Origin of the sequence: Hydrogenophaga laconesensis, from assembly GCF_031457235.1 — a bacterium.
In the GTDB taxonomy this organism is placed as follows: Bacteria; Pseudomonadota; Gammaproteobacteria; order Burkholderiales; family Burkholderiaceae_C; genus Hydrogenophaga; species Hydrogenophaga laconesensis.
Map to the genome: position 1 here is coordinate 17,272 of NZ_JAVDWE010000017.1, position 13,893 is coordinate 31,164.

The window sequence follows — 13,893 nt, forward strand, 5'->3', positions numbered from 1 at the left end:
CACACCCGGCGCGGATGGCGTTTCGTTTTGAAGATTATGTTGTTCGTTTATGTTCCTTTTTATTCGGTATTTACCCTGATCTGGGCGCGAAAAAATTTCCGTTATGTTCGGGTGGACTTCCCCCGCAAGACCCCGGCCGATGAACCTGAATCCCCGCCACACCCAGCTGCTCGACGAAGTGCGCGCCCACGGTCCACAGACCATCGAGGCCCTGGCCGAGCGTTTCGGCGTCACCCTGCAAACCGTGCGCCGCGACGTGCAGCGCCTAGCCGAGGCTGGGCTGCTCTCGCGCTTTCATGGCGGCGTGCGCCAACCAGGGTCGACCACCGAGAACATCGCCTACCGCCAGCGCCAGGCCATGCAATCGGACGCCAAGACGCGCATTGCCCGCGCGGTGGCCCGGCGCGTGCCCAACGGCTGCTCGCTGATCATGAACATCGGCACCACCATCGAGGCAGTGGCGCGCGAGCTGCAGCACCACAGCGGCCTGCGCGTGATCACCAACAACCTGCACATCGCTTCGCTGATGAGCACAAACCCGGACTGCGAGGTGATCGTGGCCGGCGGCCTGGTGCGCGGCGCCGACCAGGGTATCGTGGGCGAAGCCACGGTGGACTTCATCCGCCAGTTCAGGGTGGACATCGGCCTGATCGGCATCAGCGGCATCGAGGGTGACGGCACGCTGCGCGACTTCGACTACCGCGAGGTGAAGGTGGCGCGCGCCATCGTCGAGCAGTCGCGCGAGGTCTGGCTGGCGGCAGACCACAGCAAGTTCAACCGCCCGGCGATGGTCGAGCTGGCCCGGCTGGACGACATCGACGTGGTCTTCACCGACCTGCCCCCGCCCCCGCCTTTCGCCGACCTGCTCGCGCAGGCGAACGTCGAATGCGTGCGCGCCGGTGTGGACACCGACAACGCCTGACCCTTTCATATCCGAACCACGCCATGACCTACCTGCTCGCCCTCGACCAGGGCACCTCCAGTTCACGCAGCATCGTGTTCGATCGACAGGGCCGCGTGGTCACCATGGCACAGCGCGAGTTCCGCCAGATCTACCCACAGCCGGGCTGGGTCGAGCACGACCCGCGCGACCTCTGGCACACCCAGCTGGAGACGGCACGCGAAGCGCTGAAGCAGTCGGACCTGCGCGCCGACCAGATCCGGGCGGTGGGCATCACCAACCAACGCGAGACCACGCTGGTGTGGAACCGCAAGACCGGCGAGCCTGTGTACAACGCCATCGTCTGGCAGGACCGCCGCGCGGAGGCCACCTGCGCCGAACTGCGCGAGCGCGGCGCCAGCGACACGGTGCTGAAGAAGACGGGGTTGCGCATCGACGCCTATTTCTCCGGCACCAAGCTCAAGTGGATTCTCGACAACGTGCCTGGCGCGCGCGCGCAGGCCGAGCGTGGCGAGCTGGCTTTCGGCACCGTGGACAGCTGGCTGATCTGGCAGCTGTGCGGCGACGGGCGCCACGTCACCGACGTGAGCAACGCCTCGCGCACCATGCTGTTCAACATCCACACCCGCGAGTGGGACGACGAGCTGCTGGCGCTGCTCGATGTGCCGAAAAGTCTGATGCCCGAGGCGCTGCCCTCCAGCGCGGCCTTCGGCCGGATGAAGACCGAATGGCTGGGTGCGCCGTTGGAGATCGGCGGCGTGGCGGGGGACCAGCAGAGCGCCCTCTTCGGCCAGGCCTGCTTCACCGCGGGCATGGCCAAGAACACCTATGGCACCGGCTGCTTCATGCTCATGCACACCGGCAAGCGATTCCAGGTGAGTGAGAACGGCCTCATCACGACCGCCGCCGCGCAACCGGCCGGCGCACAGCAGTACGCGCTGGAAGGCAGCGTGTTCATCGGAGGAGCGGTGGTGCAGTGGCTGCGCGATGGCCTGCACGCGATCAAGTCCAGCAGCGAGGTGCAGGCGCTCGCCGAAAGCGTGCCCGATGCGGGCGGCGTCGTGCTGGTGCCGGCCTTCACCGGTCTGGGCGCGCCGTACTGGCAGCCCGATGCGCGCGGCAGCATCACCGGCCTCACGCGGGGCAGCACCATCGCCCACATTGCCCGCGCAGCGCTGGAGAGCATCGCCTTCCAGAGCGCTGCCCTGCTCGATGCCATGGGCCGCGACGCGGTGGCCGCCGGTGGCGTGCCGGTGAGCGAGCTGCGCGTGGACGGTGGCGCCTGCGCCAACGACCTGCTGATGCAGATCCAGGCCGACCTGCTGGGCATCCCCGTGGTGCGCCCGGCCGTGATCGAGACCACGGCCCTCGGCGCGGCCTACCTCGCCGGGCTGCACAGCGGCGTGTACGGCGGGCTGGACGAGCTCTCGAAGCAGTGGCGCGCCGAACGCACCTTCCACCCCACGCTGTCGCGAGAGCGCGCCGCCGAAAAGATGGCGCAGTGGGAGCATGCCGTGCGCCAGACGGTGGCACCCTGATCCGACGCGCGACAATCGCGCGATGAACACCTCCACGCACCCCACCATCACCTTCATTGGCGGCGGCAACATGGCCAGCGCCATTGTTGGCGGCCTGGTCCGCCAGGGCCATCCCGCCCATGCCCTGCAGATCGTCGAACCCTGGGACGAACAGCGCACGCGCCTGCATCAGCAGTTTCCCGGCATCGCCGTGCTGGCCGCCGCCGGGCCGGGGCTGAGGCACTCGGACCTCGTGGTGTGGGCGGTGAAACCCCAGACCTTCAAGGACGCGGCGCTGGCCTGCCCGCCGCACCTGGCCGACACGCTGCACCTGAGCGTGGCCGCTGGCATCACCAGCGACAGCATGGCCGGCTGGCTACAGACGCAACGCATCGTGCGCGCCATGCCCAACACGCCGGCCCTGGTTGGTCTGGGCATGACCGGTCTGTTCGCCCGCGATGCCGCGAACGATGCCGACCGCGCGCTCGTGGAGGCGGTGGTGAAGACGACCGGTGATCTGGTGTGGGTGGCGGAAGAATCGCAGCTCGACGCTGTCACCGCGCTCTCCGGCTCCGGCCCGGCCTACGTGTTCTATTTCCTCGAGGCCATGCGAGACGCAGGCACCCGCATGGGCCTGCCGCCCGAGGTGGCCTACCAGCTCGCGGTGGGCACGTTCGTGGGCGCGGCCACACTGGCGCAGCGCTCGGACGACCCGCCGCAGACGCTGCGCGAGCGGGTGACTTCGAAGGGTGGCACGACCTACGCGGCGCTCACATCGATGGAGGCAGCGGGTGTGAAGGCAAAGTTCGAGGACGCGCTGTTCGCGGCGCAGAAACGCGCGGCGGAGCTGGGGCGGGAATTCGGGAAGTAGGCTTTGCTTCGCTCGTTGCTTGCGGATGCGACACGCGCTGCCCCGCGGCTGTCCTCCAACCCACCGGAGACGAAGACTCAGGCCAACGATCGCTGGATGAGAATTTTCTGCACGTCCGACGTGCCCTCATAGATCTGGCACACCCGAACATCCCGGTAGATCCGCTCCACCGGGAAATCGCTCACGTAGCCATAGCCACCGTGCACCTGGATCGCGTCCGAGCACACCTTCTCGGCCATCTCACTGGCAAACAGCTTGGCCATGGCCGCCTCTTTCAGGCAGGGCTCGCCCGCGTCGCGCAGCGCCGCCGCGTGGTGCACCATCGCGCGCGCCACCTCGATCTGCGTCGCCATTTCGGCCAACCGGAAACCCACCGCCTGGTGGCTGAAGATCGGCTGGCCGAAACTCTCGCGCTGCTTCGCGTACGTCAGCGCACACTCGAACGCGCTGCGCGCCATGCCCACGCTCTGCGCGGCAATGCCGATGCGGCCACCCTCCAGCGCCGACAGCGCGATCTTGTAGCCCTCGCCCTCGGCGCCGATCAGGTTCTCTGCCGGTACACGGCAATTCTCGAAATTGATCTGCGCGGTGTCGCTGCTGTGCTGGCCGAGCTTCTCTTCCAGCCGCGCGACCACATAGCCTGGCGTGTCCGTCGGCACCAGGAAGGCGCTCATGCCCTTCTTGCCAGCGCCCTTGTCCGTCACCGCGATCACGATCGCCAGATGCCCGTTCTTGCCGCTGGTGATGAACTGCTTCACCCCGTTGAGGACGTAATCATCACCCTGCTTGACCGCCGTCGTCCGCAAGGCGGAAGCGTCGCTGCCCACATGCGGTTCCGTCAGGCAGAACACGCCCAGCATCTCGCCGGCCGCCAATGGGCGCAACCAGGCCTCCTGCTGCGCGGCGTTGCCATAGCACATGAGGATGGCGTTGACCGGGCAATTGGTGACCGAGATCGCGGTGCTGGTGCCACCGTCGCCGGCCGCGATCTCCTCCAGCACCACGGCCAGCGTCACATAGTCCAGCCCCGCACCGCCCAGCGCTTCGGGCACGCAGATGCCATAGGCGCCCAGTGCGGCCAGGCCCTGGTGCACCTCCTTCGGGAAGTGGTGCTCCTTGTCCCAGCGGGCTGCGTGTGGCCAGAGCTGCTCCTGGGCGAAGCTGCGCACCGCGTCGCGGATCATGAGTTGGTCCTGGTTCAAGGGCATGGCAATCTTTCGGAAAAAGGAATCACCAGGAGGCGGCGCGCCGCCCGTCGTGGTGGATGAGTCGGCCGTTGTCTTCGGCGGTGATGGACGCCAGGACGCGGCGCAGCCCGGCCACACTCTGCTCGACCGTCAGGGGGGCCGAACCGCCACCCATGTCGGTCTGCACCCAGCCAGGGTCGAGCGCCACGCAGGTGACGCCGGGGTAGCTGTGCCGTGCGCTGGCCACGGCCATGTTCAGCGCGGCCTTGCTCACGCGGTACAGCCAGGCGTCGCTGCCATCCACCAGGCCGATCTGGCTCATCTCGCTGGAGAAGGCGCCGAACACGCCACCGGCGGCCTGCACGGCGGGCATCACCTGCGGCAGCGCCTGCATCACACCGAGCACGTTGGCGTGCATCACGCGGTCGAAGGCCTCGCGCGTGGGCGGCGTGCGCGCGTCGGCCGCGTCGATCACGCCCGCCACGTACAGGGCGATATCGAGCTCCTCACCATCGAGCGACCAGGCCAGGCCGCTCACGCTGGCGGGATCGGCCACGTCCACACGCAAGGGCTCGGCACCCAGTTCGCGCAGGTGCTGCAGTCCCGCGTCGTCGCGCGCGGTGGCGATCACGCGATCGCCTGCCGCCAGGAACTGGCGCACGATCTCCAACCCGATACCGCGCGACGCGCCGATGACAAGAACAGTGCTCATGGAAATGAAGGAGTCTGCAGGCGCCAGTGCCACCGCGCAACCGGCTCCGCCGGGCCACCAGTGGCGCCCCTCGGGGAGTGACGCCGAAGGCAGCGCGGGGGGGGGTTAAACCAGTTCTACGGCCATCGCGGTGGCTTCGCCGCCGCCGATGCACAGCGTGGCCACGCCCTTCTTGCCGCCGCGCGCCTTGAGCGCGTGCAGCAGCGTGACAAGGATGCGCGCGCCGCTGGCCCCGATCGGGTGGCCCAGCGCGCAGGCGCCGCCGTTGACGTTGACCTTTTCGTGCGGAATGCGGAGTTCGGTCATCAGCGCCATGGGCACCACAGCGAAGGCTTCGTTGATCTCCCACAGGTCAACGTCGCTGACCTTCCAGCCGGTCTTGTCCAGCAGCTTCTGCGTGGCGCCCACGGGTGCGGTGGCGAACCAGTTGGGTACCTGCGCGTGGGTGGCATGGCCGACGATGCGCGCCAGCGGCTTCGCGCCAAGCTGTTTCGCGGTGGATTCGCGCATCAGCACCAGCGCGGCGGCGCCGTCGTTGATGGACGAGCTGGACGCGGCGGTGATGGTGCCGTCCTTCTTGAAGGCGGGCTTGAGGCCGGGGATCTTGTCGAGCTTGACCTTGCCCGGGCCCTCATCAATGGCCACCACGCGCTCGCCGCTGCGCTCCTTCACCGTCACGGGGGTGATCTCGGCGGCGAAGGCACCGCTGTCGGTGGCGGCCTTGGCGCGGGTGACCGAGGCGATGGCGAAGGCGTCCTGCTGTTCGCGCGTGAAGCTGTACTTCGCAGCGCAGTCCTCGCCGAAGGTGCCCATGGAGCGGCCGGGTTCGTAGGCGTCTTCCAGGCCGTCGAGCATCATGTGGTCGTACACCTTGTCGTGGCCCATGCGGTAGCCACCACGGCCCTTCTGCAGCAGGTAAGGCGCGTTGGTCATGCTCTCCATGCCACCGGCCACCATCACGGTGGCGCTGCCGGCGGCGAGCATGTCGTGCGCGAGCATCGTGGCCTTCATGCCCGAGCCGCACATCTTGGAGAGCGTGACGGCGCCGGCCGATTTCGGCAGACCGCCCTTGAACGCGGCCTGACGCGCGGGCGCCTGACCCTGGCCCGCCATCAGGCAGTTGCCGAACAGCACCTCATCGACCAGGGCAGGGTCCACGCCGGCCCGCTGCACGGCCGCCTGGATCGCGGCACCCCCGAGGTCGTGAGCGGCAAGACTGGCGAAATCGCTCTGGAACGACCCCATGGGAGTGCGGGCAGCGCCGACGATGACGATGGGATCTGCGGACATGAACGTGGCTCCTGGTTGAAAAAAGAAGAGGATGGCGGCACGGGCCGCCGCAAGTCGCGGCCCGGGTGAATTCAGTCGCGGCTTCGCACGGCCACGCCTTCGATGGCGTGCAGGTAGGTCGAGTCGAGATCCGGGTTGCCGCGCAGGGTCATCTGCAGATCCTGCACCAGCCCGTCCTTGAGGCCGTAGACCCAGCCGTGCAGCGCGAGCGGCTGGCCCCGGTGCCACGCGTCCTGCACCACGGTGGTCTGCGCCACGTTGACCACCTGTTCGATGGCATTGAGTTCGCACAACGCGTCGTGGCGGTGCTCCTCGGGAAGGCCGGCGATCAACGCCGAGTGGCGGTCGCGCACGTCCTTGATGTGGCGCAGCCAGTTGTCTGCGAGGCCCACGCGGGTGTCGCGCAGCGCGGCCAGCACACCGCCGCAGCCGTAGTGACCCACCACCATCAGGTGTTCGACCTTGAGCACGTCGACCGCGTACTGCACGGTGGACAGGCAGTTGAGGTCGGTGGGCACCACCACGTTGGCCACATTGCGGTGCACGAAGACCTCGCCGGGGTCGAGGCCCGTGATCTGGTTCGCGGGCACACGGCTGTCGGAACAGCCAATCCACATGTAGCGGGGGCTCTGCTGCTGCGAGAGTTTGGTGAAGAAGCCAGGGCGCTCGGCCTCGACCTGGGCCGCCCAGCGGCGGTTGTGGTCAATCAGGTGCTGAAGATCGTCACTCATGGGTATGCATTGTCCGGTTGGCGTGGGGCCCTGATGGTCACATGGTTTCGGCAAACAGCTCGCGGCCGATCAGCATGCGGCGGATTTCGCTTGTGCCGGCACCGATCTCGTAGAGCTTGGCGTCGCGCCACAGGCGACCCAGAGGGTACTCGTTGATGTAGCCATTGCCACCGAAGACCTGGATGCCCTCGCCAGCCATCCAGGTCGCCTTTTCCGCGCACCACAGAATGACGGACGCGCAGTCCTTGCGCACCTGGCGAACGTGTTCAGTGCCCAGCAGGTCAAGGTTCTTGGCCACCGTGTAGGCAAAGGAGCGGCCCGCCTGCAGCACGGTGTACATGTCAGCCACCTTGCCCTGGATGAGCTGGAACTCGCCGATGCTCTGGCCGAATTGTTTGCGGTCGTGGATGTAGGGCACCACGTTGTCCATCACCGCCTGCATGATGCCCAGTGGGCCGCCGGTGAGCACCGCACGTTCGTAGTCGAGCCCGCTCATGAGCACCTTGGCGCCGTTGTTCAGGCCTCCCATGATGTTCTCGGCCGGCACCTCGACGTTGTTGAACACCATCTCGCCCGTGTGGCTGCCGCGCATGCCGAGCTTGTCAAGCTTCTGCGCGGTCGAGAAGCCCTTCATGCCCTTCTCGACGATGAACGCGGTGACGCCGCGCGCACCCATCTCGGGCTCGGTCTTGGCATAGACCACCATGGTGTCGGCGTCGGGGCCGTTGGTGATCCACATCTTGCTGCCGTTGAGCAGGTAGTAGCCGCCCTTGTCCTCGGCCTTGAGCTTCATGCTGATCACATCGGAGCCGGCGCCGGGTTCGCTCATGGCCAGCGCGCCCACGTGTTCGCCACTGATGAGCCTGGGCAGGTACTTCTGGCGCTGTGCCTCGTTGCCGTTGCGCTTGATCTGGTTCACGCACAGGTTGCTGTGCGCGCCGTAGGACAGGCCCACGCTGGCCGAGGCGCGCGAGATCTCCTCCATGGCGATCATGTGCGCGAGGTACCCCATGTTCGCGCCACCGTACTCCTCGCCGACGGTGATGCCGAGCACGCCGAGTTCTCCCATCTTCCGCCAGACGTCCATCGGGAACTGGTCGGCACGGTCGATCTCGGCTGCGCGCGGCGCGATCTCGGTCTGGGCGAAGTCGCGCACGGCGTCACGCAATGCGTCGATGTCCTCTCCGAGCTGGAAATTGAGGCCGGGCAGATGGGTCATGGATTCTCCTGGAATGTCGTTGTAAGGGCTGAGGGGCTCAGCCGTGGATATTCTCGCGGCCGACCACCGCCATGAGCGTGCAGCCCATGGTGGCGATCAGCTTCTCGCGACCACCGTCTACGGCATAGGCCTGGCCTTCGCACACGGTCACGGTCCTGCCTGGCTTGATCACCGTGCCAATCATGCGGAAGTGCTCGCCCTGGGCGGGCGCGAGCAGGTTGATCTTGAATTCGATGGTGAGCACGGCTGCGTCGGCCGCCATCAGTGTGAAGCCAGCGTAGCCACAGGCCGAGTCCAGCGCCGTGGCCACCATGCCTGCGTGCAGAAAGCCGTGCTGCTGCGTGAGCGGCTCTGCCCACGGCAGGGTGATCTCGACCCGGCCGGGTTCGAGGCTGGCCAGCGTGGCACCCAACGTGCGCATCGCAGCCTGGCGGGCGAAGCTCTCGCGCGTGCGCTGGTCGAAACCAGGGTGGCGCGGCTCGAAGACGGAAGGGTTCAAGGCAGATTGGGCACTGGGGGGGGTTCGCGATTCTACGTTGACGTTTACGTAAACGTCAATTTGATCGGACTTTCCCTGCCTGCGCGGCTATGCTCTACGCCCGATGCCCTTCACCCTGTCCGGCCCCGTCCACAGCGAAAACACCATCAAGAAGAGCCGTTTCATCGGTTGCGTGGAACCGGTGGCGGACCGGGCCGCCGCCCAGCGCCGCTTGGCCGGGTTGCGGGTCGCGCATCCCAACGCCACGCACGTGTGCTGGGCGCTCATGGCGGGTGGACATTCGGCGGCGAACGACGACGGCGAACCCGGCGGCACCGCAGGCCGCCCCATGCTGGAGGTCTTGCGCCACCAGGATCTGGACAGCGTGCTGGCCACCGTGGTGCGCTACTACGGCGGCACCCCGCTCGGCGCTGGCGGTCTGGTGCGCGCCTACACCGACAGCGTGGCCCAGGCGCTGCTGCAGGCCCACAAGGTGCCGGTGGTGCGCTGGCGCGTGCTGCGCTGCGTGCTGCCCTATGCGCTGGAGGGTTGGCTGCGCCGCGAACTCGACGCCCACGGTGCCAGCCTGATCGACGCCCGACATGGTGACGGCGTGAGCGTGTCCTTGCGGCTGCCCGACACCGGTGTCGATGCCCTGGTAGCCCGCCTCACCAACGCCGGGCAGGGCCGCGTGGTCTGGCTGAAGGACGAACCCTCGTCAACCGGACACGAGGCCTGAGATCAGAAGGCGAATTGCGCGCTCGTAAGGTGCGGCGGACTCACCCCGTGCGATCGCCAGAGCCGCGCGGTCGAATGCGGCCGACAGCAACAGACTGAGCTCCCGCCATGGAAGCGCCGCGTGACCCTCGCCCAAGGCCTCGCGCAAGCCTTCCTGCAACGCCTGGAAGCCAGCGGTCTCGCTCAGCCCCATGACCTGTTCGGCGGACAGCACGGCCGGCGCTTCCAGCAACAGCAGACGCGCGCGGCCGGCCTCGGCCATGGTGGCGAAGTAGGCCTGGGAGCCCGCCAGCAGCGCGTCCAGCGGCGTCTTGCGGCGCTTCGACCGGTGAGTGATCTCGTCCGCAACCTCCTGGGCCACCTGCCGCGCCACGGCATGGAACAACTCTGTCTTGTCCGCGAAATGGTGGTACAGAGCACCACGCGTCACGTGCGCCGCCGCCACGATGTCGGGCGTTCCGGTGGCGGCGAATCCCCGGGACTCAAACAGGACCCGTGCAGCGCTGATCAGCGCTGCACGGGTGGCGTCGGTCCGTTCGACCTGAGAACGCCTTGACAATTTGGAACCATTTTGCATACATACAGCCTGTATGTTATATTGAACTTGCATGCACATTGTATGTATTTCAAGGAGCCCTCGCATGAAATCCGCCCAGTACTACCCCGTGCTCATGACCGATCGCGTGGCCGAGACGGCCCGCTTCTATGAGCAGCACTTCCGCTTCCAGCGCCAGTTCGACAGCGACTGGTACGTGCACCTGCAATCGACCGAAGACGCGAACGTGAACCTGGCGATCCTGGATGGCAGCCACGCCACCATTCCGGCGCCGGCGCGCGGCGGCAAGGTCTCGGGCGTGTTGCTGAACTTCGAGGTGGAGGATGCCGGTGCCGAATACCAGCGTGTCGTCGCACAAGGACTGACGGTGCTGCTGGCGCTGCGCGACGAGCCGTTTGGCCAGCGCCACTTCATCGTGCAGGATCCGATCGGCGTGCTGATCGACGTGATCCAGCCGATTCCGCCGAGCGAGGAGTTCCTGCGCCAGTACGCGACAGGTGCCGCCGCGACCTGATCAGGCCGAACGGCTGAGGTGGACCAGCACGAGCCCCAGCGCGGCCGGCAGCGCCTGCACGTACAGGATCTTGCGGCTGGCCGTGGCCGCACCATACAGGCCAGCGACCAGCACACAGAGCAGAAAGAACACCTTCACGCCGAAGCCCTCTGGTCCGAGCCACAGCCCCCAGAGCAGACCGGCGGCAAGGAAGCCGTTGTACAGGCCCTGGTTGGCCGCCAGCACCTTGGTGGCGGCGGCCGACTCGGGCGTCTGGCCGAACGCCCGCATCCCGGCGGGCTTGTCCCAGAGGAACATTTCGAGCACCAGGAAGTAGAAGTGCAACAGCGCAACAAGCGCGACGACGATGCTGGCAGCGAGAGACATGGCCATGACCCCTGGACACGCGGCCGGGTGGCCGCAGAACGCTGGCAGCTTAACCTGTCGGCGGTCAAGCCTTTGGACTTTTTTCGACCCGGCTCAGCAACGCGCGAGCCTCTTTTTCGTGCGTTTTCACCTCATCGAGGTTGGCCATGAGATCGGCCATCTGCTCCTCCAGCTGGCGACGGTGGTCAGCCAGCACGGTGAGGAATTTGCGCAGCTGCGGCCCGGTGTCGCGCGGGCTGTCGTACATGTCGATGATGTCCCTGGCCTCGGTCAGCGACAGGCCCAGCCGTTTGGCGCGCAGCGTGAGCTTGAGCCGCGTGCGGTCGCGGGAGGTGTACACCCGGTTGCGCCCACCCGGCCCTTCGCGCTGTGGCTGCAGCAAACCCATGTCTTCGTAGAAGCGGATGGCGCGTGTGGTCAGGTCGAACTCTCGCGCCAGGTCGCTGATGGTGAAGGTCGGGTTCGTTGCCATGGGGTCAGGCCCTGTTATTGACGTTTACGTCAACGTCACTTGGCGATCTTAACGGAATCGCCTGGGGTTACACCCACCCGAAGGCACCTCACTCGCCCAGTGGAACGGCAGCGTCGCGCAGCGCCCGGCGCCGCTGCGCGTGATCGGGCAACACGCTGGCCACCACGTCCCAGAATTGTGGGCTGTGGTCCATGTGGTGCAGATGGCTCAACTCGTGCACCGCCACATAGTCGATCATGTCGAGCTTGAGATGGATCAGCCGCCAGTTCAGGCGGATCGAGCCATCCGCGCTCGCACTGCCCCAGCGAGTTCCAGCACTGGAGAGGCGCAGCTTGCTGTAGCGCACCCCGAGTTGCGGCGCGAAGTGGTCCAGCCTTTCGGTGAACAAGGCCTTGGCACGTTTCATCAACCACGCCTGCGCGGCGTCGCGAATCTGCGTTTCCTGCGCGTTGCGGGCCAGGCCAAGCCGCAATGTGGCCATGCCGCCCGGCCCGCAGGCGGGTTCAAACAAGGCCCCCACCTGGGTGAAGGTGTGCGTCGGATCGAGCACGAGGCGCATGCGTTCGCCCAGGTAGTCGAACTCGACCCCATCAGCCCAGCGAATGCGCGCCTGCTCCATCTCGCCGGCACGCTGGCGTGCGCTCTGCAGCTTCTCCAGCACCCACGACGACTTGTCGTGTAGCAGGGCTTCGACCTCGCCCATGGGCGTCCAGCGCGGCGCGCTCACGCTGAGCCCTTCGGTGCTGACCGACAGGCCAATCGTGCGCCGCTTGCCGCGCTTGAATTCGTAGGCCACGTCGCAGGTGCCGAGCCGCAACATGCGGTTGGCACGCGGGTGGTGCCATGCGACGGGCTGGAACACCTGCGTCATGGGCAGGGCCGGTGGCGCCGCCAGCACCGGAGCCACGGGGACCGCAGGCGGCGGGACCGGAGCGGGCTCGGAGCCCCCCAGGAAATCGAGCGCCAGTTGAACGAAGCGCTGCATGGGATCGCTCACGCGGCGCGGTAAGCCTCGGGATCGAGGCGGCGCATCTCGGCTTCGATCCAGGCCTCGACCTCGCGCAGCAGTTCATCGGGATCTCGCCCCGCGCTGGGAATGGGTGGCCCGATGGAGAACTCGACCGTGCCGGGCCTCTTGATGAATGCCTTGCGCGGCCAGCACTTGGCGGACGTCACGGCGATCGGGATCACCGGCGCGCCCGTGGCGACGGCCAGGCGCGTACCACCACTCTTGTACTGGCCTTTCTGCCCGCGCGGGATGCGTGTGCCTTCGGGAAACATGATCACCCACGTGCCCTGGTTGAGCAGCCGCTGGCCTTGCTCGACCACCTTGTTGAAGGCCTGCGTGCGCTTGCTGCGGTCAATGTGGATCATGTCCATGCGACTCATCGCCCAACCGAAGAAGGGCACATAGAGCAGCTCCTTCTTGAAAACGTAGGCCAGCGGGTGTGGCATGAGCGTGGGCATGCAGAAGGTTTCCCAGGTGGACTGGTGCTTGAGCAGCAGGATCGCAGGCGCGGTGCTGCCCACTGGCAGGTTCTCGAAACCCATCACATGGTTGCGAATGCCAAGGATCAGCTTGCCACTGCTCACCGCCAACCGCAACCAGCCCACGCACATCCAGTAGATCCGGGTGCTGCTGAGAAACGGCGCGGCCACCAGCACCGCGAGGGCCCAGGGCACCACAGTGACGGCCATGAACAGGATGTGCAGGACCGAACGCAGCAGGTGAATGAGGATCATGGAGACAGACTCAAGTCGTGGACTGCGCCAGCAGCCAGTCGGCGAAAGCGGCGAGATCGTCGTGGGGATGGGTGCCGGAGGGCAGATCGGGCGCGAGCGCGGCCAGATCGGCCTCGGACCCTTGTCCCAGGCGACCCCGCAGGTGCTCGGATTTTCCCGTCATCAGCAGGTGGGTCTGGCAGCCTGCCGTGGCCGCCGCGCGCACGTGTCGCATGGCGTTGCCCGCCGCATGCACGGAGGCCAGCGGTACACCGAAGCGGGCGCCAACCTGCATGAACAGCCCGGGCGCGGGTTTGCGACAGGCGCAGGCGTCCTCGGGCGCGTGCGGGCAGAGAAAGACCGCCTCCACGCGCGCGCCGACCACGGCCAACTGGCGGTGCATCTTGGCGTGGATCGCGTTGAGCGAGGCCATGTCGAACAGGCCGCGGCCGATGCCGGACTGGTTCGTGGCGAGCACCACACGCCACCCACCCTGGTTGAGCCGCGCCACCGCTTCGAGTGCGCCGGGCAAGGCTTCCCACTCGTCCGGCGAGGCGACGTAGTCATCGCGGCTGCGGTTGAGCGTGCCGTCGCGGTCGAGGATGAGGAGCTTCATGGG

The 13,893-nt window shown here is 67.0% G+C and carries 17 protein-coding genes; 5 read left to right on the top strand and 12 right to left on the bottom strand.

What is annotated here, in order from left to right; all coding sequences use genetic code 11:
* Positions 1-139: 139 nt before the first annotated feature.
* The 3 genes from J2X09_RS23060 to proC are packed head-to-tail and all read left to right on the top strand — an operon-like array spanning position 140 to position 3,289.
* Complete coding sequence (locus tag J2X09_RS23060; protein WP_204735169.1) at positions 140-922, top strand: DeoR/GlpR family DNA-binding transcription regulator; 783 nt, start codon at positions 140-142, stop codon at positions 920-922.
* A gap of 23 nt (positions 923-945) precedes the next feature.
* On the top strand, positions 946-2,439 hold the full coding sequence (gene glpK / locus J2X09_RS23065; protein WP_204735170.1) for a glycerol kinase GlpK: 1,494 nt from the start codon (positions 946-948) through the stop codon (positions 2,437-2,439).
* Positions 2,440-2,461: 22 nt separating this feature from the next.
* Positions 2,462-3,289, top strand: a complete 828-nt coding sequence (gene proC, locus J2X09_RS23070) for a pyrroline-5-carboxylate reductase (protein ID WP_204735171.1) — start codon at positions 2,462-2,464, stop codon at positions 3,287-3,289.
* 77 nt (positions 3,290-3,366) lie between these two features.
* Here proC and J2X09_RS23075 read toward each other — a convergent pair whose 3' ends face one another.
* From J2X09_RS23075 to J2X09_RS23100, 6 genes are all read right to left on the bottom strand, one after another.
* Positions 3,367-4,497 carry an acyl-CoA dehydrogenase family protein gene (locus J2X09_RS23075; RefSeq protein ID WP_204735172.1) on the bottom strand — a complete coding sequence of 377 codons (1,131 nt, stop codon included), beginning with the start codon at positions 4,495-4,497 and terminating at the stop codon, positions 3,367-3,369.
* 22 nt (positions 4,498-4,519) lie between these two features.
* A complete protein-coding gene (locus tag J2X09_RS23080) occupies positions 4,520-5,188 on the bottom strand; it encodes an SDR family oxidoreductase (protein WP_204735173.1) in 669 nt (222 codons plus the stop codon).
* A gap of 105 nt (positions 5,189-5,293) precedes the next feature.
* Positions 5,294-6,478 carry an acetyl-CoA C-acyltransferase gene (locus J2X09_RS23085; protein ID WP_204735174.1) on the bottom strand — a complete coding sequence of 395 codons (1,185 nt, stop codon included), beginning with the start codon at positions 6,476-6,478 and terminating at the stop codon, positions 5,294-5,296.
* Positions 6,479-6,549: 71 nt separating this feature from the next.
* A complete protein-coding gene (gene can, locus J2X09_RS23090; RefSeq protein WP_204735175.1) occupies positions 6,550-7,209 on the bottom strand; it encodes a carbonate dehydratase in 660 nt (219 codons plus the stop codon).
* A 37-nt stretch (positions 7,210-7,246) separates the two neighbouring features.
* A complete protein-coding gene (locus J2X09_RS23095; RefSeq protein WP_204735176.1) occupies positions 7,247-8,428 on the bottom strand; it encodes an isovaleryl-CoA dehydrogenase in 1,182 nt (393 codons plus the stop codon).
* A gap of 37 nt (positions 8,429-8,465) precedes the next feature.
* Entirely contained in the window at positions 8,466-8,849 is a 384-nt protein-coding gene (locus J2X09_RS23100; RefSeq protein ID WP_204735244.1) for a PaaI family thioesterase, read from the bottom strand.
* Positions 8,850-9,030: 181 nt separating this feature from the next.
* Between J2X09_RS23100 and J2X09_RS23105 the strand changes: the two genes are divergently transcribed.
* Entirely contained in the window at positions 9,031-9,645 is a 615-nt protein-coding gene (locus J2X09_RS23105; protein ID WP_204735177.1) for an IMPACT family protein, read from the top strand.
* On the opposite strand, the gene J2X09_RS23110 is transcribed toward J2X09_RS23105, so the two are convergent.
* A complete protein-coding gene (locus J2X09_RS23110; protein WP_204735178.1) occupies positions 9,625-10,203 on the bottom strand; it encodes a TetR/AcrR family transcriptional regulator in 579 nt (192 codons plus the stop codon). The two genes, J2X09_RS23105 and J2X09_RS23110, sit on opposite strands and share 21 nt — an antisense overlap.
* 82 nt (positions 10,204-10,285) lie before the next feature.
* Between J2X09_RS23110 and J2X09_RS23115 the strand changes: the two genes are divergently transcribed.
* Positions 10,286-10,714 (top strand): VOC family protein, encoded by a 429-nt coding sequence (locus J2X09_RS23115; protein WP_204735179.1) that lies wholly within the window; start codon positions 10,286-10,288, stop codon positions 10,712-10,714.
* Here J2X09_RS23115 and J2X09_RS23120 read toward each other — a convergent pair whose 3' ends face one another.
* The 5 genes from J2X09_RS23120 to gmhB all read right to left on the bottom strand — a co-directional run bounded on the left by J2X09_RS23120 (position 10,715) and on the right by gmhB (position 13,890).
* Entirely contained in the window at positions 10,715-11,080 is a 366-nt protein-coding gene (locus J2X09_RS23120) for a DUF1304 domain-containing protein (RefSeq protein ID WP_204735180.1), read from the bottom strand.
* 64 nt (positions 11,081-11,144) lie between these two features.
* Positions 11,145-11,552: a MerR family transcriptional regulator gene (locus J2X09_RS23125; protein WP_204735181.1), complete on the bottom strand. Its 408-nt coding sequence runs from the start codon at positions 11,550-11,552 to the stop codon at positions 11,145-11,147.
* Positions 11,553-11,640: 88 nt separating this feature from the next.
* A complete protein-coding gene (locus tag J2X09_RS23130; protein WP_204735245.1) occupies positions 11,641-12,537 on the bottom strand; it encodes a M48 family metallopeptidase in 897 nt (298 codons plus the stop codon).
* An 8-nt stretch (positions 12,538-12,545) separates the two neighbouring features.
* Entirely contained in the window at positions 12,546-13,286 is a 741-nt protein-coding gene (locus tag J2X09_RS23135) for a lysophospholipid acyltransferase family protein (protein WP_204735246.1), read from the bottom strand.
* Between the two features lie 19 nt (positions 13,287-13,305).
* Positions 13,306-13,890 carry a D-glycero-beta-D-manno-heptose 1,7-bisphosphate 7-phosphatase gene (gene gmhB, locus J2X09_RS23140; protein WP_204735182.1) on the bottom strand — a complete coding sequence of 195 codons (585 nt, stop codon included), beginning with the start codon at positions 13,888-13,890 and terminating at the stop codon, positions 13,306-13,308.
* Positions 13,891-13,893 lie beyond the last annotated feature (3 nt).